We start from the raw sequence: 22335 nt of genomic DNA, 5'->3' as shown, positions 1-22335 counted from the left end.
CGACCGGCCCCGCGCCCGCCGGTGCCGCCTCAGGCCCGCCACTCCGTGGCGAAGGCGCGTGCCGGGTTGTCCGTCAGCATGCGCTCGACGGCCGCCTTCTCCAGCGTGAGCGAGAGGCGGCGCGGCAGCCCGCTCACGACGTACGGCAGCCCCGGGCCGCCGTCGACCGACCGGGCCGCCGCCGTGGTCGTGTCGCCGCCCAGCAGGAGCCGGTCGCCGAACCCGGCGTCGACGAGCGCCGCCAGCGCGTCCGGCAGCCACCAGTCCGTCGCGTGGTGGGCCCGCGACGGACCGTCGAAGGCGAGATAGGCCCCCGCCTCCGCGGCCGCGCGGTGGACGGCCGCTTCGGGGGAGCGGTTCAGGTGCCCGAGCACCACGTGCTGGGGTGCCACGCCCGCCGTGCCGCACAACAGGTCCAGCATGTCGAGCGCGCCGGTGCCCAGCTCCAGATGGACGGCGATCGCCGCGCCCGTGGCGTGGTGCGCCTCGGCCGCCGCAGCGAACGTGTGCCGGGCGTGCGCGTCCAGGCCGTGGAAGCCGCCGGCCACCTTGATGAGGCCGGCCCGCGGCCCTCCGGGGCCGCCGATGCCCTCCGTGAGCTCCGCGACGAACAGGGCCGCCAGATCGCCCCGCACCCGGTCGAGGAGGTCCGGCGCGTAGTGCACCGCCTGATGCAGCCCGGTGGCCGCGACGATCCGTACGCCCGTCTCCCGTGAGAGGCGCACCAGTTCGGCTGCGCGGCGCCCCATCCCGTAGGGCGTCCACTGCATCACCGTGCCGCCCCCGGCCTCCTTGAAGGCGCGCAGCTCGGCCGCCGCGGCGACGGGATCGTCCAGCTCCTGTCCGGGCAGCCGCGGGCTGGTCAGGAAGAGATGGTCGTGGGCGTCGCAGCGGCCCTCCAGCGCAGCAGGGGGCAGGTCGCCCAGGACGGTACGAAGCGCGGCGGACGGGGGCTCTGCAAGTCGTCGAGGTATGGCCATGGAAGCACTGTACATACCAGTAGTTACAGTGTCTCGTGGATGGCGTACCTGTGGCGTACTCCCCTAGGGGTAGCCGTGGTGCCGCTGTACGTACGACGACGTGGGGCATCCGGCGGGTCAGGCTCGGAGGAGAAGCGAGGCGGCGCGACCTTCCGAGGAGCTGATCGTGATGGATGTGCTCGCAACCCCCTGGTCCGACGGTGGCCCCGGGCCCTGGATCCTGTTCTTCCCGCTGTTCTGGGCGGTCGTCGTGATCGGCGTGATCGCCCTGCTGCGGCGCACCGTCCGGCGCGGACGCGGGCCCTGGCGGGGGCCCGGCGGATCCGCCGACGCCGCGCACGCCGGCCCCTCGCCCCTCTCGGTGCTCGGCCGGCGATTCGCCTCCGGTGAGATCGACGAGGACGAATACTGGCGGCGGCTCTCGGTCCTCGAAGAGCAGTTCGGGGCACGAGGCAGGCACAAGGGAGGCCCGGAGTGACCGCGCCCGTCGCCGGGGCGAGACCGGCCGCCCCATGCGGGGTAATCGCCCCACGAACGGCTGAGCGCCCGGCCCCTTCGGGGGACCGGGCGCTCAGCCCACGTGTGCGCGGCGTGCGGCCGTGCGTACTCCGCCGCTCGCTTCTGTGTGCTCCGCCTCAGGCGGTGCCGACGGCAGGCCGGCGAGCGCGCGGCCCGGCTCCTGGCGGGCGGGGCCGAGGGCGGGGAGCGTGAACCAGACGACCTTGCCGCTGTCCTCCGGACGGGCGCCCCAGCTCTCGCTCAGCTCGGCGATCAGGGTCAGGCCCCGGCCGCCGATGTCCAGCGGGCCGGCCACGGCGGGCTGCGGCATCCGGGGGTCGAAGTCGCGCACCGAGACCGTCAACTGGTCCAGCAGGACGGACAGTTCGACCGTGCACTGCTTACTGGGAACGGCGTGCTGATGGACGTTGGCTAGCAGCTCCGTCACCCCGAGGGTCGCGGCGTCGATCAAGGCGTCGAGACGCCAGTAACGCAGCTGTGCCGATACGATTCTGCGCATCTGTCCGATGCGTGCCGGCAGAGCTTGGAGCTCCACCGCGCAGTGCCTGCTGGGTTGCCTGATCACGACCGCGACTCCCCTGATGAGGCCGGGCGCGCCCGCCGCTACGGAACGCGAGGACCGGGTCCGGCGATGTCCCGTTCACCGGAGAGTCACCGCTGGTGAACCCTCGGTGATACGAGTACCAGGGTCGGCCCGCTCACCCACTCCCGCAACCGCAGGCCACGCGCAACCCCAGCGCGTCCCACCGGACTTCACTCGAATGCAGTCGGCGTTCCCCCGCATGCGGACCCGTATGGTCCCGTCCTCGTCCGCACGCGGCCCGCAGGCCCCGTCGCCGTGCCGTGTCCGTCAGCCGCTCCGCGGCGTCAGGTGTGCGCCGCTCCGGCCGCCCGCACGGCGTCCATGAAGCGCTCGGGAGCTCCCATGGTGAGCGAATACCGGTGACCGTTGAGCGTGGCGTAGGCGCGGTCCCGCGACAACAGCCGTGGGCGGTGCGCCTGTACCGATGTCAGCGGGGCGCTGTCGATCTCCGTGCCGTAGCTCGTCAGCAGCGCCAGCCTGCCGTCACGGATGATGACCTGACCCGCACGGGTCAGCGAACGCAGCCAGCGCTCGATACGCACACCGGTCGCGTTGAACTCCGGCTCCCTCATGGAGCACCGCCTCCTCGACACACATGGCTCGGGGTGAGGCCCCCGCCCATCAAGAAGTCTGCCCGGATCGCGGCCCGGGCACCAGTTCCCCTGGTCGTGGGCCTGTCGAACACGGGTACCCAGGCTGCTCCTTGGGGATGCTCAAAGCCTTGTTTATGCAGGTGAGAAGCGTGTGGCCGATGGTTATGATCGAGGAAGGCCCGGCGGACGCGGCGGGCCGGAACGACCGCGAGGAGTACGCCCATGAGTACCGCACAGCACCTGGACGGGCGGGACGGCGGCCTCACGGGCGGCGACGGCTCCTGCGCAGCTCCGGATGCCCCCGAGGGCGCGCCGCTGTCGACCCTCGACGTCGACCGCACCGACGCCGGCTACCGCGACTGGCTGAAGGACGCCGTACGCAAGGTCCAGGCGGACGCCAACCGCAGCGCCGACACCCACCTGCTGTACTTCCCGCTGCCCGAGCAGTGGGGCATCGACCTCTACCTCAAGGACGAGTCGACGCACCCGACAGGCAGCCTCAAGCACCGCCTCGCCCGCTCCCTGTTCCTCTACGGGCTGTGCAACGGCTGGATCCGCCCCGGCAAGCCCGTCATCGAGGCGTCCAGCGGCTCCACGGCCGTCTCCGAGGCGTACTTCGCCAAGCTCATCGGGGTGCCGTTCATCGCGGTGATGCCCGCGACGACCAGCCGGGAGAAGACCCGTCTGATCGAATTCCACGGCGGCACCTGCCATCTGGTCGCCGACCCGCGGACCGTCTACGACGTCTCCGCCCGGCTCGCGGCCGAGACCGGCGGCCACTACATGGACCAGTTCACCTACGCCGAGCGGGCCACGGACTGGCGCGGCAACAACAACATCGCCGAGTCGATCTTCCAGCAGCTGCGGATGGAGCGGTATCCCGATCCCGCCTGGATCGTGGCCACCGCAGGCACCGGCGGTACGTCGGCGACCATCGCCCGCTACGTGCACTACATGCAGCACGACACCCGGGTCTGCGTCGCCGACCCCGAGAACAGCTGCTTCTTCGACGGCTGGCTGAACGGTGACGCCGAGACCGACTGCCGCACCGCCTCCCGCATCGAGGGCATCGGCCGGCCCCGGATGGAGCCCAGCTTCGTGCCCGGCGCCATCGACCGGATGATGAAGGTGCCGGACGCGGCGAGCGTGGCGGCCGTACGGGCCCTGGAGGCCGCCATCGGCCGCAAGGCGGGCGGTTCGACGGGCACGGGGCTGTGGAGCGCCTTGAAGATCGTCTCCGAGATGGTCGCTGCGGGCCGTACGGGCTCGGTGGTCACCCTGCTGTGCGACCCCGGCGACCGCTACCTCGACAAGTACTACTCCGACGGCTGGCTGGCCGAGCAGGGCCTGGACATCACGCCGTACGCCAGGACCCTGCAGACCTTCCTCGCCGAGGGGACCTGGCCCGAGTGACGGGCCGGCCGCTCAGACCGTGACCAGCCGCCGGTCCAGCTGCCGCATCGAATCGCGGAACGCGCGGCCCAGCATCGGACGGCCGAGCTGCATCACCGTACGGAACGGCGCGGGTCCGTCGGCGGCGAACGTCCAGCGCACGAGCGTGCCGCCGCCGGGGCCCTGGGCGAGCCGCCAGTCCTCCAGCAGGGCCCGCAGGCCCGGAGCGTTGGTCTCGTCGACGCGGTAGGCGTAGTGCTCGGGGCGCTCGGCGGCCATGACGCTCTCACGGAAGCGCGTGCCACCCGTCAGCCGCACCGCACGGCCCTTGCCTTCGTCGGTGGGCGTGATCCGGGAGACGCCGGTGAACCAGGCGCACCAGGAGCCGACATCGTCGGCCAGCGCGGCGTACACTGCCTCCGGAGGCGCGGACAGTCCGGCCGCGAAGACCATCCGCAGCGGCGCTGACTCGGCGAAGTCGAGCCCCACGGGGCTCAGTCGGCGCATCATCGGTACGAGCACCCCCTGCACAGAGTGACGATTCCGGTACCCGCAGTCGAACATACCGGCGACGCACACCATAGCTGGCGTCTCGTCACATGTCTGCGTCGTCCTCCGGCTCACCGGCCACCACCAGGCGCGGCGGCAACTCCGCGAACTCGGCGCGGGCCCGCGCCGGCAGCCCGGGGTCGGTGACCAGCACGTCCACCTGGTCCAGGGAGGCGAACGAACTCAGCCCGACCGTGCCCCACTTCGTGTGGTCCGCGACCACCACGACCCGGCGCGCGGACCGCACGAAGTGCCGGTTGGTCTCCGCCTCGGCGAGATTCGGCGTCGACAGCCCGGCCTCGACCGATATGCCGTGCACGCCGAGGAAGAGCACATCGAAGTGGAGCGAGCGGATCGCGGCGTCGGCGACCGGGCCCACCAGGGTGTCCGACGGCGTCCGTACGCCGCCGGTCAGCACGACCGTGGCCGCCCCGGGGCGCGGGCTGCCGGAACCGGCCGCCGCCCGCTGCGCGGCGTAGAAGACGTCCGCCACCCGGACGGAATTCGTCACCACCGTCAGGTCCGGCACGTCCAGCAGCTGATGGGCCAGCGTGAACGCCGTCGTGCCGCCCGCCAGCGCGATCGCGCTGCCCGGCGCCGCCATCTGGGCCGCCGCCTCGGCGATGGCCTCCTTCGCCGACAGCTCCAGCGCGGACTTGGCCTCGAAGCCCGGTTCGTGCGCGCTCGGCTCGCTCACCGGGACCGCGCCGCCGTGCACCTTCTCCACCACGCCCTGACGGGCCAGCGCGTCCAGGTCCCGACGGACCGTCATGTCCGAGACGCTCAGCTTGCGGGTCAGCTCGTTGACGCGGACACCGCCGCGCCGCCTCACCTCGTCCAGGATCAGGGCACGCCGCTGCTCGGCGAGGAGATTCTGGTTGTCACTCACCCGGCCTGTCCCTTCGTCCCCGGTGTGCCGCGCGCCATGCCGCACCGGCGCCGCTGTCCGGAGACATCCTCGCACGAGGCACCGACACGGACTCCCGGACCCGGATGAGGTGAATGCGCTCCCGGGGCGGGCAAGAAAGAATCCGGAGCGCACATCGAAGTACGGACAACGGGGGAAGCACTGTGGACACTACGCACAGGTCCGCGTCCGCGGCCACGACGGACCCGGACGACGACGGGGACACCGCCGCCGCGCACGGACCACGCCGGATCGCCCTGGAGCTCCGGGTGCACGGCGTCGGCGGCACCACACCGGCCGAGATGCTCGACGACCCCCGGGTCGTGCGCGTCACCGGTGACGACACCGCCGCCATCTACCGCCGCGCCGCCGACGCGGACGCCGAGGAACGCCCCCTGGGCCCGCGCGAGGGCGACCCCGAGGAACCGGTCCGCGAGGCGTACGTCTGGTGCAATCTCACCTCCGGCAACGGCAGCCGCGCCCTCTGGCTGATCCTGCTGCCCTTCATGGTCGCCAACCTCGCCCACTGGATGCGGCCCGCCGCCCCCAGAGGCCACCCCGCCCAGCGGATCTACGACGTCCTCGTACGCATCCTCGCGCTCACCCTCACCGTGCTGCTCGCCGCAGGGGCCTGCGAGGTGGCGCTGGACCTGATCGCCTGGCAGTGCGCCGGCAGCCACGCCTGTTCCAGCGACCGCTCCTGGCTCGGCTTCCTCAACACCGCGCACGACGGCTGGTGGAGCCTGCCGGGCCGCCGCCTCGTGGTCGCCGGCGCGCTGCCGCTGTTCCTCGTGGGCCTCCTCTGGTGGCTCTCGCACCGCACGTGGAGCGCGTACGAGTCGGCCTCCCCGCCCCCGCGCCGCCCCGGCACCTCGCGCGACACCCCGCCCTCGGAGCGCCCCACGCTCTGCCTGGACGGCTTCTGGTACGGCCGCCGGGTCGTCGCCCGGCTGCGCTCCGCGCACGCCGCGGCGGGGCTGCTGACCATCGCCACCGCCCTGCTGCTGACCGCGCACGACGCCGACGGCAGGGCAGGCGCCGACGCGGCGCTGCGCTGGACCGGGTACGTCCTGGCCGCGCTGGTCGCCGTGCTCGCGGTGCTCAGCGCCGTCATCGTCTGCCGCACCGCGCGCAGCGAGGCGGAGCCCGACGTGGAGACCGACCGGCCCATCGTGCGGTGGCTGCCGTGGGCCTCGCTCGGCGCACTGGGCCTGACCGCCCTGCACACCGCCTGGGCGCGTCCCGGCTGGACCTCCTCCGGGCACCTCCCGGGCGCCGGCGCCTTCGCCGTCATCGCCGTCCTCCAGGGCGTCCTGGTCGTCGGACTGCTGCTGACCGCCGCGGCGCTCCAGCGGGCCGCACACGGCACGGAGCGCACCGCCGCCGGGGGCCTGGCCGGCGCCTCCGTCGCACTGCTGGCCTGCGCGCTGGGCGGCGTCCTCACCGGGGGAGTGGCGCAGCGTGCCGCCGACTGGCTGGACCGCGGCGCCACCCCGGGAGACCCGCACGCCCCGATGGCGGGCCCGCCCGTGCTGCTCTCGTGGCAGGCCTCGGTCATCCCGGTGCTGCTGATCGTCGTCCTCGTACTGGTCGTGGTGGCCGCCTTCCAGGTGCGCGCCGTTCGCCGCAGAGTCCTTCCGGACGTCCCCGGCCTGTACGAGGACGAGGAGAAGCCCGATGCGCAGCGCGCCCGGCGCATCGCGGGCACCATCGCCCGCGCCGGGCTCACCGACCGGGCGCCGCTGCTGATCGGCGTGATCACCGCAGCCACCTTCGTGCTGGGCACGGGAGCGGTGGTCGGCGCCCGCCTCACGGGGCTGCCGCCGGGCCGCGCCCTGGACAGTGCGCCGGTCTTCGTGGACGCCCTCGCCGAGACCGCCCAGGCGCTCGGCTCCTGGCTGATGGGCGCCGGCGTCGTCCTGCTGCTCGCCATGGGGCGCCGCGCCTACAAGGACCAGTCGGCCCGCCGCACCATCGGCATCCTCTGGGACGTCGGCACCTTCTGGCCGCGCGCCGCGCACCCCTTCGCGCCGCCCTGCTACGCCGAGCGCGCCGTACCGGACCTGACCTGGCGGATGGCCACCTGGACCGAGACCCACGACGGCCGCCTGGTCCTCTCCGGGCACTCCCAGGGCAGCGTCCTCGCGGCAGCCGCGGTATGGCAGCTGGACCCGGTGACGCGCAGCCGGGTCGCGCTCCTCACCTACGGCTCACCGCTGGAGCGTCTCTACGGGCGCTGGTTCCCCGCCTTCTTCGGGCCGTCCGCGCTCACCGGGCTGCACCGCGAGATGGACGCCTGGCGCAACCTGTGGCGCTTCACCGACCCCATCGGCGGCCCGGTCCGCCTCACCTGTGAGGACGGCGCCGAGATCGACCGCGGGCCGCTCCGCGACCCGCTCGTCTTCGGACGCACCCTCCAGCACCCGCTGCCCGCCCAGATCCTCGGCCACGGTGACTACCAGGCGGACCCGGTATTCGACGCGACCCGCGCCGAACTCCTCGCCCACCTGGCACCCGGAGTGCCACCACAACCCGCCGGCCCGATTGCCGAGCGGGAGACCGGTCCCGAGGTGCCGCCCGCCGCCCCTCAAGGCAGCGTCGGCAGGTCCTCGGCGTAGAGGTGGGTGAGGTCGTCGGTGCTGGGGTCGGGGAGCTGGGCGACCCGGCCCGCGTGGCGTTCGACCATTGCCTCGAACGTCTGCCGGGCGGTGCGCCCGTTGCCGAACGACGGCCCCTTCGGGAGCGCGGTGAAGTACTTCAGCAGCGCTTCGGAGGTGCCGTCCGCGAGGTGGTACTCCTGCTCCTCGGCCTGCTGCCCGACGATCCGCAGCAGCTCCTCGGGGTCGTAGTCGCCGAATCTGATGGTCCGGGAGAAACGCGAGGCAACACCGGGGTTGACCGCGAGGAAGCGCTCCATCTCGGAGGTGTAGCCCGCCACGATGACCACCACCGCCTCCCGGTGGTCCTCCATCAGCTTCACCAGTGTGTCGATGGCCTCGCGTCCGAAGTCCCGTCCGGAGTCCTCCGGGGACAGCGCGTACGCCTCGTCGATGAAGAGCACCCCGCCGCGCGCCCGGTCGAACGCCTCCTGGGTACGGATCGCCGTCGAGCCGATGTGCTCGCCCACGAGGTCCACCCGGGAGACCTCCACGAGGTGGCCGCGCTCCAGCACCCCGAGGGACGCCAGGATCTCGCCGTACAGCCGGGCGACCGTGGTTTTGCCCGTACCGGGGGAGCCGGTGAAGACCAGGTGGCGGCGGACCGAGGCGGCCTTCAGGCCCGCCTGCTGCCGGCGCCGGCCCACCTCGATCATGTTGATCAGGCTGCGCACCTCGCGCTTGACGCTGTCCAGGCCGACGAGCGTGTCCAGCTCGCCGAGGACCTCGTCGGAGGGGCGGGTGTCCGGGACCGGCGGGGCGGTTGCCGCGGCCGCCGCCGGCGCCGCGGGGGCGCCGCCCAGCAGGCCCGCGGCAGGCTGCGCGGCGGGAGCGATCGCCGGGGCGGTAGCCGGCATGGGCGGGACGGACGGCGCAGCGGCGGCCGCCGGCTGCGTCATCCGGCTCTCGTCGCTCGTGCAGTCCACCGCCGTCGGCCCGTCCTCGGCGAACTCGTACCCACCGCGCGCGCACCGCTCCGTACGGCACCGCGTCAGCGTCGTACGGCAACCGTCGATCACATGGAAGCCGTACCCGGAGCTGCCCGTGACCCGGCAGCCGTGGAACGTGCCGCGGCCTTCCGCCGACACGTAGAAGCCCGCCTCGGCCGGTGCGCTCACCGTGCACCGCTCGATGGTCGGGTCGGCGCCCTTGGTGACGATCACGCCGGTCTGGGTGTCCTCGAACGTGCACCCCGAGAGCGTGCCGCCGCTGCCGTGGTCCCGGAACCACGCGCCGGTCGCGGCCTCCCGGATGCGGCAGTCGTCCAACTGCACGGTCGCGCCGTCGCTGACCGAGACGGCGGTGTTCCGTACCTGCGACAGATCGGAGTCGACCACATCCGCGCGCGAGCCGCGGTCCAGCACGAAGAGCGCGTCCGGCACGTCGTGCACCCGGGTCGAGTCCAGGACGGCCGTCGCGCCGTCGCTCACCCACACCGCCGGGTAGTCGCCCGTACTGTCGTGGATCTCGCACTGGTTGGCATCCACCCGCGTGCCCGGGTCCCACACGGACAGGCCGTTGCGTCCGAAGTGCCGCACCCGGCTGCGGGTCAGCGTCAGCACCGAACGCGACCGCAGGTCCAGCGCGTTCTCGGGTATGTCGTGAATGTCGCAGTCGGCGACCGTGAGCACCGCGTCCGTGTCGAGCGTGACACCGTCCGCCGAGGTGCGGTGCACCGTGCAGTCGGTGAGGTGCCCGGTCGCACGCGAGGCGACCTGCACGCCCGCGCCCTTGATCTCGTACAGCTCGCAGCCGATCGCCTCGACCGCGCTGCCCTCGCCGTTCACCGAGAGGCCCGCTCCGCTCGCGTGGTGCACCCGGCAGCGCTCCAGCCGCGGATGCGCCCCGCCGCGCACCGCTACGCCCGCCTGCCCGGCCGCCAGCACCTCGCACTCCTCGAAGACGCCGCCCGCCTCGTCCAGCACGCTGATGCCCACGCCGCCCGGATTGTCGACCGTGCACCGCCGCACCGTGGGGCGGGCGCCACCGCGCACCTCGATACCGGCCGCCGACCGCGTCACCACGCGCAGCCCGGCCAGCTCAGGCGCGCCGTCCTCCACCAGCAGGGCGGGGGCCGCCGAGTCCTGCGCCTCGACGTGCAGGTCCTGCACGGTCGCCGAGGCCCGTACGGTCAGCGCCACGCCGTCCGTGGGGGCGATCCGCACCGAACCGCGCGCCCCGTCGGGCCCGCGCAGCGTCACCGCGCGGCGCAGTACGAGGTTCTCCCGGTAGGTGCCGGCCGCGACGGTCAGTACGTCGCCGTCCCCGGCGGCTTCGAGGGCGGCGGCCAGGGAGCTGTACTCCCCGGTGCGACGTCGCCAGCGCGACGTCCCGGAGTGTGTGACCTGGACCGAGCCCTGTGCCATGGCGATGTCGTGCCCCCACCTCGTGCGGCTGTTTCCGGCCCGCGGTGGTACGCGCGTGTATGTCCGCGTACGGGCTTCGCAGGCCCCAGCCGAGCGGCTGGCTGCACCACCGTAGCGCGCTCCGGGCAAGGCAGTTGACGTGGTCGCCGGCTTGCCGCACGACGGGGTGAGGGTTGCCGCACGGAGGGGGCGGCGGGCGGCTCAGCTGCCGGCGCCGGCCCGTCCCCAGTCCTGGCCGGCGCGCTCCCAGGCCTCGTCCCAGTGGCGGTACCGGCGGCGCATCAGCTGCCACAGCACCAGTCGGCGGCCGCCCTCGACGACGGCTCCGGCGAGCGCGCCGGCGCCCAGTCCGGCGAGTACCGCGTGGGAGCTCGCGGTGGACGCGTCCATGGGGCGGGCCATGGGCCGGCCGCGGTCGTCGGTCCAGATGCGGAAGCGGTCGCCGGGCTCCACCGGGCGGGGGGCCGCGACCGGCCCGAGGTGCCGGCTGCCGTCCACGCCGCGCCAGTTGGCGAGCACCCTGCGGTGCGCGTCGCGGCGGGTGGCGGTCTCGGGATCGGGGTCCACGGGGGGATGCGGCAGCAGCCGGTCCACCTGCACCCACACCAGGTGCCGTTGGGACTGCTGGGCCCGTACGCCCTGCTGGAGCGCCTCGTCGGCGGTCCGGGCGGTGGCCCAGCCGACCGCCGTGCCCCCGAGGGCGATCAGCGCGGCGGCGGCAAGCGCCAGCCATGCTTCTGCAAGATCAGTTCTGCGCCGCAGCGGATTCCGCCGCCAACGCCACACCCCACTCATCGCTCGCACCGTCCGGCACCCCCCTCCCGTGTGCGTAACTACCTCATTCCGCGCCCTTCATGCACGGTTTTCGCGAAGTGGAGAGCAAAATCACGGGACATGACCGTGCTCCGCGGCAGCCGCTGCGGCAGGGCGCGTGGCGCGGGAGGGGCAAGGTGCTGCGGGGCGCGAGGCATCCGGCGCCCACCCGGTACGGGCCTCCATCCTATCGCCGTCGGATGCGGTGAAGGCGGTGGGGAGGTCGCGAAACGGCCACGAGAAGGCCCCGGAACGTGGACGGTGGGGGTCTTGGCGCGGGAGGCGGCGGCAGGGCGCTCAGCGGCCGTCCAGGGGCCTTCCCCGGGGTGATCAGGGCAGCCGGACGGCCAGCGTGACCATCGCGCCGTCCGCCGGCCCCGGCGTGATCGACAGCCGGTCGGCGACCAGCCGGGCCATCCACAGCCCGCGACCGGTGGGCGCACCGTCCAGCCCCGGCAGCAGTTCGGGGATGACGGCCTCGGTGAAGCCCGGACCCGAGTCGATGACCAGGCACTCCAGCTCGTGGTCGGTCCGGCGCAGCACCAGCCGGCCGCTGCCGCCCGCGTGTTCCACGGCGTTGCTCGCCACCTCGTCCACCGCCAGCACGAACTCCCCGCGCCGCGGCTCGGCCAGCCCCTCACGGGCCGCGCACTCCTCGACGAGCAGGCGCACCTGGGGGAGCAGCCGGGCCGTGAACCGCCGCTGGAGCAGGTATCTGACGCTCGGTTCGTTGCCCGTGCCCTGGGGGCGGGCGGACTCGGGGATCAGCACGGGCGTGCCACCTCCGACAGGGTCAGCCGCGGGATCGACCCCGCTCCCAGCCTCCGCAGGAGGCCGATGTGCACGGGCCCGCACCGGATCCTGACCCGGTGATGACCGCGCGCCTCCTGGACGAGTGCGAGGAGACCGGCGGCACAGCCGACCGACAGGAAGTGCAGCCGGGTCAGGTCCAGAGCGAGCCGGCCGGTGCCCGCGCTCTGCGTGAGGGCGAGTTCCAGGGCGGTGAGGAAGCGCTGCTTCGTGGCGGTGTCGGCCTCGCCCACGAAGCGCAGCGCACCGTCCGGAGCGCGCCCCGTACGCAGCGCGCCGAGCTTTTCGAGGAGGTTGCGGGGGTGCGCCTCAGCCATGGCGGTGAGCACCTCCGGCGTGAACCAGCGCCGGTCGTACGCGCAGATCTCGCTGTACGGGCGCCCCGTGAACAGGTCGTGGGCGTTCGACTCGCGGTGCATCATCGTGCGCACGTCCGCGCCGAGGGCCGGCACCCAGTGCATGTCGATGAACGTCCGCAGGCCCGTGTACCCCTCCGCTACCGCCCGCGCGGTCTCCTCGCGCAGCCGGCTCCACTGCCGGTCCGCCGTGAAGGCGGGATCGGGGCTGATGAGCCGGCGCATGCTGCTGAGCACCAACTGTCCTCTGATGCGGGCCGTGGCCGTGGTGCGGTTCGGGAAGTTCAGCCGCGCCAGGACCTCTTCCTGAGGGACGCCGGGGCGCGCAAAGACGATGACCCGCTCGCCCCGGGCCAGGCCGAGACGGGTGAAGGCGGTCAGGACTTCCCAGCGGACCTCGTCGTTGTCGTAGCTGACGAAGGCGTGGTCGCCCGGGCGCATGTGGTGCACGGGGATGAGGCGATCTCCCGTCGCGTCCCCGGCGGTCCTCCGCAAGTGAATCTCCCTGTCGCAACCGCAGTGCGTTCACTCTAGGCAGGCGGGACAGGGCCCCGCAACGCGGCTGACGAGGGGTGCTCCGTGCGCACAGCAACGGGCGTAGCCCCGCTGCGCCGCACTCCGTGGAGCGTGCACGGAAGGGTGCTGCGGCGTGGACGCGACGGCTTGCGAAGGCGCGGTGGCGGCGGCGTAAAGACACGTGCTGACGTCAGCTCAGGACCTCGAAGGGATCACCGACGCGGAGGGTGCCGCGCGACTCGGGTATGAGGTTCTGCCCGAACACGAGGTCGTCGCCGATGCGGCGGTGCCGGGCGAGCGTGCGCAGCGGCTCCTTGCCCCGCTCGGCGGTGCGCTGGTCGGTGGTGGTCACCACGCAGCGGTCGGATGGCTTGACGGCGCGGAAGGTCACCTCGCCGATCCGCACCCGCCGCCAGTCGTCCTCGGCCCATGGCGCCGTGCCCTCGACGACGACGTTCGGCCGGAAGCGGTCCATCGGCAGCGGTCCCTCGTCGGCGTGGTCGCCCTGGGCGATGAGGGAGTTGAGGGCGTCCAGTGACGACACGGTGGTGAGCAGCAGCGGGAACGCGTCCGCGAAGCTCACCGTGTCGCCCGGCCGTCCGTAGTCCTGGCGCACGGGCCGGCGGACGGCCGGGTCGTCCATGTGAACGAGCGTGACCTCGGTTTCCAGATACGTGCTGAACCAGTCCGCGGCCGCGGCGGACGCGGGCACGGCCTCCACCTTGTCGCGGAAGACCTGCACCGGCACCGTCGCGCCGGGGTCGGGGACCGGCACGGACAGGTCCGCCATCCCCGGCGCGCTGAGCCTGATTCCCCCGTCAGGCCCTGCCTCCGCCACGGCCAGCGCCAGGCGCGGCCGGGACCGCTGCGTGACGAGCCGACGTTGCTCGTCGACGACGAGCCAGCGCCGGTCTCCCGCCAGGCCCCACGGCTCCACATCGGCGGAGCCGGGGGCGGTCCCCGCAAGCGACTTCACCGGGTACAGCTGGAGGGCACGGAGGCGCGAGTTCGGCATGTGCCCATCCTGCCAGCCGGGTCGGACAATTGGCCGGGCGGCAGGACAGTTGTCCGGACGTCGGCGTCAGTACCCGCGCGGATGCTGCGGCCGGCCGTACGGGTCCTCGTACGGAGCGGGGCGCGGTGCGACCGGGGCCGCCGGGCGCATCGCCTCGTAACCGGTGCTCATCGGGCGCCTGGGCTGCTGGTGCTGGCTCGGATAGCCCTGTCCCGCGGACTGCTGCGGGATGTACGGCGCGGGTGCCGGCTGCATCGGCGCCTGGCCGGGATACCCCTGCTGGGCGGGCGTGTGGGACGGGCCGGAGGGGAGTGCGGGCAGCGCCGGCAGGGCCGGTGCGGAGTACGAGGACGACGACCCGATGTCGTACGGGGGCTGGACCCTGATCGGCGCGATCTGGGGTGTGCCGCGCTCGGCGACGAGGCTGTCATAGATCGGGGTGTCCGGGAAGGAGGGCGAAGCGTAGTAGCCGCCGCCGTAGGTAGAGCGGGGGGAGGTCATACCTCTTAAGTTAAGCCCACGATGTGCTGGTTGGGGAGCCTGAAAAGAGGGTTGTTTTACGTGTCGGTAGTGGTGGCGGATCACTAATGTGGGTGAACTTGGGAAAATCGGTCGCCAACACCCGTTTGAAACGTGTAAAGAGCCGCTCACTGGAAGGTGAAATCTTGCCTTCGCCGCCAGGTCCGGAGCATGTCGGAGACCCCCTAGGTTGGGAGGCGGCGTGCCGCGAAGCGGGCGCGCGAAACCGAAGGAGGCGGCCATGTCGATGCCCAAGGGGGGCAACGCTCCGGTGGAGGCCGGCGCGGTACGGATCGAGCTGAGCTGGCGGACCGGTCCGGGCGTCCCGGACGTGGACGCGTCCGCGCTGCTGCTGGCCGGCGGCAAGGTGCGGGACGACGGCGACTTCGTGTTCTACAACCAGCCGGCGCACGCCTCGGGCGCCGTGCGCCACGAGGGCAAGCGGACCGCGAACGGCACCGCCGCCGACGTCCTCGCCGTCGACCTCACCGCCGTGGAACCGTCAATCGAGCGGGTGGTGCTCGCGGCCTCCGCGGACGGCGGAACGTTCGGGCAGGTACCGGAGCTGAGCATTCGGGTCCTCGACGCGACAGGCACGAAGGCGGGCGGCGCCGGCTCTCCGGGGGCCGGGGTCGCAGCCTCCGTGGGCGCCGAACTCGTGCGGTTCGACAGCCAGGACGCCACCGTGGAGACCGCCTTCGTACTCGGCGAGCTCTACCGCAGGCAGGGCGGCTGGAAGTTCCGCGCGGTCGGCCAGGGCTACGACCGCGGGCTGGCCGGACTGGCCACGGACTACGGGATCAGCGTGGACGATCCGGGCCAGGCGCCCGTGCAGCCGCCCGCCTCGGCGCCCGCGCAGCCGCCCGCCTCGGCGCCCGCGCAGCCGCCTGCTCCGACGTCCTTGCAGCCGCCTGCTCCGGCGCCCGCCGCGGTCCCCGGTGCGCCCGCGGACGCACCGGCGCACTCGGCGACGCCAGGTCAACCCGGTGCGTCAACTCCCGCGCCCCCGGCGCATACCGCAAGCCCGTCCGCCCCCACCCCCGTACGTCTGTCGAAAGTCACCCTCACGAAGGACGCCCCCGCCGTCTCGCTGACGAAGCAGGGCGGCACCTCGGGCGCGCTGCGGGTGAACCTCAACTGGCAGATGCGTCCGGCGCCCCAGGGGTCGGGCTGGGGCCGCAAGCTGAGCCGCGCGCTCGCCGGTCCCGCCGCCCTCGACCTCGACCTGGGCGCGCTGTACGAACTGACCGACGGCAGCAAGGGCGTCGTACAGGCCCTGGGCAACGCCTTCGGCTCCCTGCACACGCCGCCCTACGTCCACCTCGACGGCGACGACCGCACCGGCGCCGTGGCCGCCGGCGAGAACCTCACGGTCAACCTCGACCACCAGCACCTCATCAAGCGGATCCTCTTCTTCGTCACCATCTACGAAGGCGCGCGCAGCTTCGGGGACCTCAACGCCACGGTCACCCTCACCCCGCAGCGCGGCGCGCCCGTCGACTTCTCCCTCGACGAGTGCACCGTGCCGTCCAACGTGTGCGCACTGGCGCTGCTCCTCAATACGGGCAGCGAACTGGTCGTCCAGCGGGAGGCCCGCTACCTCGTCCCCGAGCGGGGCGTCAGCCCGCAGCGCACGGTGGACCAGGCGTACGGCTGGGGAATGCGGTGGGCGCCGGGCCGGAAGTGAAGCGCGCGGCCCCGTGCCCGTCCCGGGTGCGCACCCGTCACGCCGCTAGGCGCCCTCCGACGCCTCTCCGGGGGTGGCGGTCCCCGCTCCCGAGGGCGGCGCCCCGTACGTCCGTCCCTTCCAGGCGGCGCCGCGCCCCCGGTAGTGCCGCACGGCCGAGTCGACCGTCATCAGGAGGTACAGCAGCGCCGTGAACGGCAACAGGGGCGCCGTCCACAGCGGCTGACGGTAGTAGCGCAGCATCGGCAGGTAGGTGCCCGTCATCACCGCCCAGGCGAGGCCCCCGAGGAGCGCGGCCGGCGCGCTGCCGCCCACCAGGCCGGCGACCAGCGCGACCGGCGGCGCCAGGTAGACCAGCACCAGGCCCAGGACCGTGCCCGCCAGGAGCAGCGGGCTGTGCAGCAGTTGTGCGTACGCGCTGCGCGCCACCATCCGCCACAGGTCGACTAGGCGCGGGTACGGCCGCACGCTGTCCACGTGGTCCGCGAGTCCCAGCCAGATCCGTCCCGAGCCCGGCCCGTGCCGGCCCCCGGAGCGCTTCACGGCGCGGGCCAGCGTCACGTCGTCGATCACGGCATGCCGGATGCGCTCCGGAATGCCGGCCCGCTCTGCGGCGTCCCGGCGCAGCAGGACGCAGCCGCCGGCCGCCGCCGCGGTACGCGCGCCCGGCCGGTTCACCCAGCGGAACGGGTACAGCTGGCCGAAGAAGTACACGAAGGCCGGGACGATCAGCCGCTCCCAGAAGTCCGCCACCCGCAGCCGTGCCATCTGCGACACCAGGTCCAGGTCGGCCGCGCGGGCCGCGGACACGAGGGCGCGCAGGCTGTCCGGCCCGTGCGCGATGTCCGCGTCGGTCAGCAGCACGTACTCCGCGTCCGTCCGCTCGCGGGCGAGCGCCATGCCGTGCCGCACCGCCCACAGCTTGCCCGTCCACCCCGGGGCCGGCTCGCCGGGCGAGGTCACGGTCAGCGGCAGCCCGCCGCGCCCGTCGGAGCCGGCCGCCGACGCCAGCGTCCGGGCCAGCTCGCCGGTGCCGTCCGTACTGCCGTCGTCGACGAGGACGATCTCGGCGCGGCCCGGATACGCCTGCGCCAGCAGCGACGGCAGGCTGACCGGCAGCACCTCCGCCTCGTCCCGCGCGGGGACGACGACGGCCACGGAGGGCCACTCGGCGGGCGGCTCGGGAAGCCCCCGCCCGGGCCCCGCGCGGCCGTCCGGCGGCCGTGGAGCCGTGCCGGGCGGCGGCCCTACGTCCGTCCCGGGCGGCAGCCGTACGTCCGTCCGCCAGAAGAAGCCCTGGCCCGCCAGCAGCCAGCCCCACGCCACCAGCGACGCCCCAGCGATCCACGCCATCACAGCCACCCCGGCAGTGTGCCGCACGGCGCATCCTCCGCCGTGGAACCGGCCCGGTGCGGCCCGTACCGGGTCCGGCTGAGTAAAGTGTCCGGGTGAAGATCGCGCTCATGGACTCCGGCTCCGGCCTGCTCGCGGCCGCCGCGGCCGTGCGGCGGCTGCGGCCCGACGCCGGTCTCGTGCTCTCCTCCGACCCCGACGGCATGCCCTGGGGCCCACGTACCGCTGCCGACCTCACGGAGCGCGCGCTCGCGGTCGCCCGGAACGCCGCAGCGCACCGCCCGGACGCCCTGATCGTCGCCTGCAACACGGCCTCCGTCCACGCGCTGCCCACGCTCCGCGCCGAGCTGGAGCCGGGCCTCCCGGTGATCGGGACCGTCCCCGCGATCAAGCCCGCGGCGGCGGCCGGCGGCCCGGTGGCCATCTGGGCCACGCCCGCCACCACCGGCAGCCCGTACCAGCGGGGCCTGATCCGGTCGTTCGCGGCGGACACCGAGGTCGCCGAGGTGCCGTGCCCCGGTCTCGCCGATGCGGTCGAGGCCGCCGACGACGCGGCGATCGCCGCCGCGGTCACCGCGGCGGCTGCCCTCACTCCACCGGGCGTACGCGGTGTCGTGCTCGGCTGCACCCACTACGAGCTGGTCGCCGACCGCATCAGGGACGCGCTCCAGAGCCCGGAGGGGCCCGCGCTCACCCTGTACGGCTCGGCGGAGGCGGTCGCCGCGCAGGCGCTGCGCCGCATCGGTGCCGAGCCGGCTCCCGCGGCCACTCCGAGCCGCGAGCTGACCGTCATCCTCAGCGGACGCGCCGGCTCGCTCCCGGGGACGGCGCTGGCCTACGAAGAGGGCAGGCTGCTCGCCGGTACGGACGCCGGTTCCGCCGCTCCCCGAGGCGCCGCGGTCCCCGCACCCGGAGAACCCACCGCCGAACCGGCCCGCTAGCGGCCCCGCCTCGGGCACAGCGGCCCCGTGAGGGCAGGGCACGCAACAGAGCCGCCCCGTTACGGAGGCCGCCCCATTACGGAGTGCGTCAACTGAAGGATCGGCTCCGCCTCCTTCGGCACACTCACCGCTCGGCGTCTCATGCGTCACGGGGCGTCGTGCCGCCGGCTGCCGCGCGACGGGAAGACGCGTACGCTGCGAACCATGAGGGACCACCCCCAGGAGGGGGCAGCTGCCCCCCACAGCAACGGCGCGGATGACTCGCCCTGCGCCACCGTCCCCGAGGTCTGGCACGGCCGCGCGACCAACCGCTTCCAGTGGCTGCTGGCCGCCGCCGGAGCGGCGTGCATGGCACTGGGCATCGAGCTGGCGGTCGACAACGCCTGGACGTCGGGCGTGACTCCGCTGGTGATGGCCGTCGTCGGCTGCGTCGCCGCCGGCCTGCTCGTCCTCTTCGGCACGCTCGCCTTCGTCCACGTGGCCGTACGGGTCGACAAGGACTGCCTCGAAGTGCGCTGCGGCCACATCGGACTGCCGCGCCGCCGCATCCCGCTCTCGCACGTGGTCGACGTCGACTTCGCGCCCCGCGTCACGCCCCGCCACTGGGGCGGCTGGGGCTACCGCTGGCGTCCCGAGCAGGGCACGGCCGTGATCGTGCGGCGCGGCGAGGCGGTGATCCTCCGGCTCGGCGACGGCCGTACCTTCACCGTCACCGTGGACGACGCGGAGGCCGCCGTCCGCTGCATCCGCTCCCGCCTCGGCCTGGGGCCGCACCCCGCCCCGGACACCGCGTAGCCGACGGCTCCCGGCCAGGGCACCGCCCAGCGACGCCCCGCGTCACCGGTCAGCAAAGGCCCGCGGCACCGCCCAGCGACGGCCCCCGGGCCTGGTCGCACGGACGGCGGAAAGCCCCGTAACGCGCCGGAAGTATTTCGTCCCGCCGTCGGGCGCTCGCTAGGGTGCGGGGCATGGCGACACCCGACTTCATCCGCGAGATCCGCGCGACCGCCGGCCACCAGCTGCTCTGGATGCCAGGTGTCAGCGCCATCGTCCTCGACGACGAGGGCCGGGTGCTGCTGGGACGACGCGCGGACAGCGGCCGCTGGTCGATCATCGGCGGCATTCCCGACCCCGGCGAACAGCCCGCGGTCTGCGCCGTCCGCGAGGTCCTGGAGGAGACCGCCGTCCACTGCGTCCCGGAGCGCGTCCTCCTGGTACAGGCCCTGGACCCGGTCACGTACCCCAATGGCGACCGCTGCCAGTTCATGGACATCTGCTTCCTCTGCCGTGCCACGGGCGGCGAGGCCCGTGTCAACGACGACGAGTCGCTGGAGGTCGGCTGGTTCGAGCGGGACGCGCTGCCGCCGATGGAGGCGTTCGCGCTCGACCGGATCAAGCAGGCCACGGAGGACGCGCCCACGTGGTTCGAGGGCATCGACGAGGCCTGAGCCCCGCTCACCTGCCGCGGCGGGCCCGGGGCGCTCGGCTCAGGGCCGGCCGGCGTGGAACCGGTAGTTGCGCTTGATCTTCACGCACTTGAAGGCGCACGAGGGCACATTGCCCCGGTCGTCCACGGACTGAAGTGTCCCCGCGCCGGCGGCCGGCGCCACGAGCGCCTGGAATCTGTCGGACAACCAGCCGCACCGGTCCCCCCCCGGACCTCACGGCAACGTGACCACCGTTGCCGCGTACGAGAGGCCTGCGCCGTAGCCGAGGAGGAGGGCGCGGGCGCCGGGGTTGAGGGTGCCTTGCTGGAGGAGGTGGTCCAGGGCCAGGGGGATCGAGGCGCCGGAGGTGTTGCCCGTGGTCTCGACGTCCCGGGCCACCGCGACGTGGGAGGGCAGCCGCAGCCGGTCGGCGAGGTGGTCGATGATGCGGACGTTGGCCTGGTGCGGGACGAACGCGTCGAGATCGGCGGGCGTCAGGCCGGCCGCGTCGAGGGCTTGCTGGGCCACCCTCGCCATCTCGAAGGCGGCCCAGCGGTAGACGCGCTGGCCGTCCTGGCGCAGCGCGGGACGGCGGGCGGCGTGCTCCCCGGTCGACCCGTGCCACTCGTTCCAGGGCGTGGTCTGGGCGATGGCGTCGGCCTGGGACCCGTCTGCGCCCCAGACGACGGGGCCGACGGCGTTGGCGCCCACGGGGCCCAGGACGACGGCTCCGGCGCCGTCGCCGAAGAGGAACGCGGTGGACCGGTCCGTCACGTCCAGCAGGTCGGTCATCCGTTCCGCGCCGACGACCAGGACGTACCGCGAGGTGCCCGCCCGGATCGCGTCGGCGGCGAGGGCGAGGGCGTGGACGAAGCCCGCGCAGCCCGCCGACACGTCGAATGCGGCGGCGCCGCGAATCTGGACGCGGTCGGCGATCCGGGGAGCCGCCGCCGGGGTCTGCTGCATGTGCGTGAAGGTGGCGACGATGACGCAGTCGACCTGGTCGGCCCGGACGCCGGCCTGGGCGAGCGCCTTGCCGGCGGCGTGGGCGCCCATCGCGACGAGCGTCTCCTCGGCGGACGCCCAGCGCCGGGTGCGGATGCCGCTGCGGGTCCTGATCCACTCGTCGGAGGAGTCGATGTGCCGGCAGATCTCTTCGTTGGGGACGACGCGGTGCGGTCGGTAGGCGCCGACGCCCAGGATGCCGGGGTGGGCGGTCCTGGCCGGGGCGGGAAGGGCGCTGTGGGTCACGACTGGCTCCGTCGGGCGGTGGGAGGGGCGGGCGGCAGGTCGCCGGCCGTGGGGGTGTGCGGCCACAGCGCCTGCCGCAGCGCGGCGAAGGAGTCAGCGGCCGCCGCGGCGCAGGACGGCACCGAACCGATCAGGCTCAGGAAGCCGTGCGGCATCGTGGGGCACAGGTCGAGCCGGACGGCGACCCCGGCGTCCCGCAGCCGCCGGGCGTAGTCGGCTCCTTCGTCGCGCAGCGGGTCGTACTGCGCGACCAGGACGTACGCGGCGGGCAGGTCGTGCAGGGAGGCGGCGCGGGCCGGCGCGGCCCACGCGGGCGGTTCGGCCCGCAGCCCCGGCGGCAGGTACTGGGCGTCCAGCCAGCGCAGGGCCGCGCGGGTGAGCAGCGGGGCGTGCGCGTTCTCGTGCCGGGAGGGCGTGTCACGGAAGTCGGTGCTCGGGTACCAGAGCAGCTGCAGGACCGGCAGCGCCAGGCCCGCGTCCCGGGCCCGGAGGCACAGGCCCGCCGCCAGGTTCCCGCCCGCGCTCTCCCCGCAGACGGCGATCCGGCCGGGATCGGCGCCCAGCTCCGCGGCGGCATGGCGCAACGCCCAGTGGTAGACGGTGAATGCGTCGTCGGGGGCCGCGGGGCACGGGTGTTCGGGCGCCAGCCGGTAGTCGACCGAGACGACGACGGCCTCGGCGTCCCGGGCGATACGGCGCGCCAGGGCGTCCTGGGTGTCCAGATCGCCGAGGACGAACCCGCCGCCGTGGAAGAACAGCACCAGGGGCAGATCGCGCCGGGCCGACGGCCGGTAGCAGCGCACCCGTACCGCGTGCCCGTCACCGTCGCCGGACTCCGCCCGTACCGCGTGCCCGTCGCTGCCGCCGTATTCCGCCCGCACCGCGCGACCGTCACCGCTGCCGTATTCCGCTCGTACCGTGCGGTCCTCGACCGTGTGCATCGCCAGGCCGGGCGGGACGGGGCCCGGGAGGCGGCGGCGCGCGGCGCGGAGTGCCGCCGGGTCGGGGCCCGAATCCCAGTCCACCGTCGGCAGGGTGCCGACGACGCGCCGCACCTCGGGGTCCAAAGGCATGGGGCCGTGCTCCGTTTCTCTCGTGGTG

Annotated in this window: 22 protein-coding genes; 7 read left to right on the top strand and 15 right to left on the bottom strand. The window is 73.9% G+C overall.

Annotated features, from left to right (window positions below):
• Positions 1-29: 29 nt before the first annotated feature.
• Complete coding sequence (locus tag ACIGQF_RS04300) at positions 30-980, bottom strand: phosphotriesterase (RefSeq protein ID WP_399705339.1); 951 nt, start codon at positions 978-980, stop codon at positions 30-32.
• 169 nt (positions 981-1149) lie between these two features.
• On the opposite strand from ACIGQF_RS04300, the gene ACIGQF_RS04295 reads away from it, so the two are divergent.
• Positions 1150-1458 carry an SHOCT domain-containing protein gene (locus ACIGQF_RS04295; protein ID WP_399705336.1) on the top strand — a complete coding sequence of 103 codons (309 nt, stop codon included), beginning with the start codon at positions 1150-1152 and terminating at the stop codon, positions 1456-1458.
• Positions 1459-1551: 93 nt separating this feature from the next.
• Here ACIGQF_RS04295 and ACIGQF_RS04290 read toward each other — a convergent pair whose 3' ends face one another.
• Entirely contained in the window at positions 1552-2064 is a 513-nt protein-coding gene (locus tag ACIGQF_RS04290; protein WP_399705333.1) for an ATP-binding protein, read from the bottom strand.
• A 302-nt stretch (positions 2065-2366) separates the two neighbouring features.
• A complete protein-coding gene (locus ACIGQF_RS04285) occupies positions 2367-2654 on the bottom strand; it encodes a hypothetical protein (protein WP_361562380.1) in 288 nt (95 codons plus the stop codon).
• Positions 2655-2897: 243 nt separating this feature from the next.
• Between ACIGQF_RS04285 and ACIGQF_RS04280 the strand changes: the two genes are divergently transcribed.
• A complete protein-coding gene (locus ACIGQF_RS04280; protein ID WP_399705330.1) occupies positions 2898-4088 on the top strand; it encodes a PLP-dependent cysteine synthase family protein in 1191 nt (396 codons plus the stop codon).
• 12 nt (positions 4089-4100) lie between these two features.
• Here ACIGQF_RS04280 and ACIGQF_RS04275 read toward each other — a convergent pair whose 3' ends face one another.
• Entirely contained in the window at positions 4101-4577 is a 477-nt protein-coding gene (locus ACIGQF_RS04275) for an SRPBCC family protein (RefSeq protein WP_399706359.1), read from the bottom strand.
• An 85-nt stretch (positions 4578-4662) separates the two neighbouring features.
• A complete protein-coding gene (locus ACIGQF_RS04270; RefSeq protein WP_399705327.1) occupies positions 4663-5505 on the bottom strand; it encodes a DeoR/GlpR family DNA-binding transcription regulator in 843 nt (280 codons plus the stop codon).
• Positions 5506-5687: 182 nt separating this feature from the next.
• Here ACIGQF_RS04270 and ACIGQF_RS04265 point away from each other — a divergent pair, with 182 nt between their 5' ends.
• Positions 5688-8141 (top strand): hypothetical protein, encoded by a 2454-nt coding sequence (locus ACIGQF_RS04265; RefSeq protein ID WP_399705325.1) that lies wholly within the window; start codon positions 5688-5690, stop codon positions 8139-8141.
• Here the strand turns inward: ACIGQF_RS04265 and ACIGQF_RS04260 are convergent.
• From ACIGQF_RS04260 to ACIGQF_RS04235, 6 genes are all read right to left on the bottom strand, one after another.
• Entirely contained in the window at positions 8111-10546 is a 2436-nt protein-coding gene (locus ACIGQF_RS04260) for a right-handed parallel beta-helix repeat-containing protein (protein WP_399705322.1), read from the bottom strand. The genes ACIGQF_RS04265 and ACIGQF_RS04260 overlap by 31 nt on opposite strands.
• A gap of 201 nt (positions 10547-10747) precedes the next feature.
• The gene (locus ACIGQF_RS04255; protein ID WP_399705318.1) at positions 10748-11341 is read right to left on the bottom strand and encodes a hypothetical protein; all 594 of its coding nucleotides are present in this window, start codon (positions 11339-11341) and stop codon (positions 10748-10750) included.
• A 348-nt stretch (positions 11342-11689) separates the two neighbouring features.
• Positions 11690-12130: an ATP-binding protein gene (locus ACIGQF_RS04250; protein WP_399705315.1), complete on the bottom strand. Its 441-nt coding sequence runs from the start codon at positions 12128-12130 to the stop codon at positions 11690-11692.
• Positions 12124-13020, bottom strand: a complete 897-nt coding sequence (locus ACIGQF_RS04245; protein WP_399705312.1) for an MEDS domain-containing protein — start codon at positions 13018-13020, stop codon at positions 12124-12126. The genes ACIGQF_RS04250 and ACIGQF_RS04245 overlap by 7 nt, the downstream gene beginning before the upstream one ends.
• Positions 13021-13231: 211 nt before the next feature.
• Complete coding sequence (locus tag ACIGQF_RS04240; RefSeq protein ID WP_399705309.1) at positions 13232-14056, bottom strand: MOSC domain-containing protein; 825 nt, start codon at positions 14054-14056, stop codon at positions 13232-13234.
• A 66-nt stretch (positions 14057-14122) separates the two neighbouring features.
• Positions 14123-14557, bottom strand: a complete 435-nt coding sequence (locus ACIGQF_RS04235) for a DUF6643 family protein (RefSeq protein ID WP_361562396.1) — start codon at positions 14555-14557, stop codon at positions 14123-14125.
• Between the two features lie 259 nt (positions 14558-14816).
• On the opposite strand from ACIGQF_RS04235, the gene ACIGQF_RS04230 reads away from it, so the two are divergent.
• Positions 14817-16262: a TerD family protein gene (locus ACIGQF_RS04230; protein ID WP_399705305.1), complete on the top strand. Its 1446-nt coding sequence runs from the start codon at positions 14817-14819 to the stop codon at positions 16260-16262.
• 45 nt (positions 16263-16307) lie between these two features.
• Here ACIGQF_RS04230 and ACIGQF_RS04225 read toward each other — a convergent pair whose 3' ends face one another.
• Positions 16308-17615 carry a glycosyltransferase gene (locus ACIGQF_RS04225; protein ID WP_399705301.1) on the bottom strand — a complete coding sequence of 436 codons (1308 nt, stop codon included), beginning with the start codon at positions 17613-17615 and terminating at the stop codon, positions 16308-16310.
• Positions 17616-17710: 95 nt separating this feature from the next.
• Here ACIGQF_RS04225 and ACIGQF_RS04220 point away from each other — a divergent pair, with 95 nt between their 5' ends.
• From ACIGQF_RS04220 to ACIGQF_RS04210, 3 genes are all read left to right on the top strand, one after another.
• Positions 17711-18556 (top strand): glutamate racemase, encoded by an 846-nt coding sequence (locus ACIGQF_RS04220; RefSeq protein ID WP_399705299.1) that lies wholly within the window; start codon positions 17711-17713, stop codon positions 18554-18556.
• 204 nt (positions 18557-18760) lie between these two features.
• Positions 18761-19351, top strand: a complete 591-nt coding sequence (locus tag ACIGQF_RS04215; RefSeq protein ID WP_399705296.1) for a hypothetical protein — start codon at positions 18761-18763, stop codon at positions 19349-19351.
• Positions 19352-19524: 173 nt separating this feature from the next.
• Complete coding sequence (locus tag ACIGQF_RS04210) at positions 19525-20004, top strand: NUDIX hydrolase (RefSeq protein ID WP_399705294.1); 480 nt, start codon at positions 19525-19527, stop codon at positions 20002-20004.
• A gap of 39 nt (positions 20005-20043) precedes the next feature.
• Here the strand turns inward: ACIGQF_RS04210 and ACIGQF_RS04205 are convergent, their stop codons facing one another.
• The 3 genes from ACIGQF_RS04205 to ACIGQF_RS04195 are packed head-to-tail and all read right to left on the bottom strand — an operon-like array spanning position 20044 to position 22307.
• A complete protein-coding gene (locus ACIGQF_RS04205; protein WP_399705291.1) occupies positions 20044-20190 on the bottom strand; it encodes a hypothetical protein in 147 nt (48 codons plus the stop codon).
• Between the two features lie 27 nt (positions 20191-20217).
• A complete protein-coding gene (locus ACIGQF_RS04200; RefSeq protein WP_399705288.1) occupies positions 20218-21234 on the bottom strand; it encodes a beta-ketoacyl-ACP synthase III in 1017 nt (338 codons plus the stop codon).
• Positions 21231-22307 carry an alpha/beta hydrolase fold domain-containing protein gene (locus tag ACIGQF_RS04195; RefSeq protein ID WP_399705285.1) on the bottom strand — a complete coding sequence of 359 codons (1077 nt, stop codon included), beginning with the start codon at positions 22305-22307 and terminating at the stop codon, positions 21231-21233. The genes ACIGQF_RS04200 and ACIGQF_RS04195 overlap by 4 nt, the downstream gene beginning before the upstream one ends.
• Positions 22308-22335 lie beyond the last annotated feature (28 nt).

Source organism: Streptomyces sp. NPDC053560 (genome assembly GCF_044544605.1).
Classification (GTDB): Bacteria; Actinomycetota; Actinomycetes; order Streptomycetales; family Streptomycetaceae; genus Streptomyces.
This window is presented reverse-complemented; position numbering and strand designations above follow the sequence as displayed.

Excerpts from the sequence above, each read along its gene's own strand:
- ACIGQF_RS04210 (WP_399705294.1), top strand. The coding sequence starts at position 19,525 with ATGGCGACACCCGACTTCATCCGCGAGATCCGCGCGACCGCCGGCCAC.
- ACIGQF_RS04195 (WP_399705285.1), bottom strand. The coding sequence starts at position 22,307 with ATGCCTTTGGACCCCGAGGTGCGGCGCGTCGTCGGCACCCTGCCGACG.
- ACIGQF_RS04295 (WP_399705336.1), top strand. The coding sequence starts at position 1,150 with ATGGATGTGCTCGCAACCCCCTGGTCCGACGGTGGCCCCGGGCCCTGG.
- ACIGQF_RS04225 (WP_399705301.1), bottom strand. The coding sequence starts at position 17,615 with ATGGCGTGGATCGCTGGGGCGTCGCTGGTGGCGTGGGGCTGGCTGCTG.
- ACIGQF_RS04275 (WP_399706359.1), bottom strand. The coding sequence starts at position 4,577 with ATGATGCGCCGACTGAGCCCCGTGGGGCTCGACTTCGCCGAGTCAGCG.
- ACIGQF_RS04215 (WP_399705296.1), top strand. The coding sequence starts at position 18,761 with ATGAGGGACCACCCCCAGGAGGGGGCAGCTGCCCCCCACAGCAACGGC.
- ACIGQF_RS04235 (WP_361562396.1), bottom strand. The coding sequence starts at position 14,557 with ATGACCTCCCCCCGCTCTACCTACGGCGGCGGCTACTACGCTTCGCCC.
- ACIGQF_RS04300 (WP_399705339.1), bottom strand. The coding sequence starts at position 980 with ATGGCCATACCTCGACGACTTGCAGAGCCCCCGTCCGCCGCGCTTCGT.
- ACIGQF_RS04230 (WP_399705305.1), top strand. The coding sequence starts at position 14,817 with ATGTCGATGCCCAAGGGGGGCAACGCTCCGGTGGAGGCCGGCGCGGTA.
- ACIGQF_RS04240 (WP_399705309.1), bottom strand. The coding sequence starts at position 14,056 with ATGCCGAACTCGCGCCTCCGTGCCCTCCAGCTGTACCCGGTGAAGTCG.
- ACIGQF_RS04285 (WP_361562380.1), bottom strand. The coding sequence starts at position 2,654 with ATGAGGGAGCCGGAGTTCAACGCGACCGGTGTGCGTATCGAGCGCTGG.
- ACIGQF_RS04255 (WP_399705318.1), bottom strand. The coding sequence starts at position 11,341 with ATGAGTGGGGTGTGGCGTTGGCGGCGGAATCCGCTGCGGCGCAGAACT.
- ACIGQF_RS04280 (WP_399705330.1), top strand. The coding sequence starts at position 2,898 with ATGAGTACCGCACAGCACCTGGACGGGCGGGACGGCGGCCTCACGGGC.
- ACIGQF_RS04260 (WP_399705322.1), bottom strand. The coding sequence starts at position 10,546 with ATGGCACAGGGCTCGGTCCAGGTCACACACTCCGGGACGTCGCGCTGG.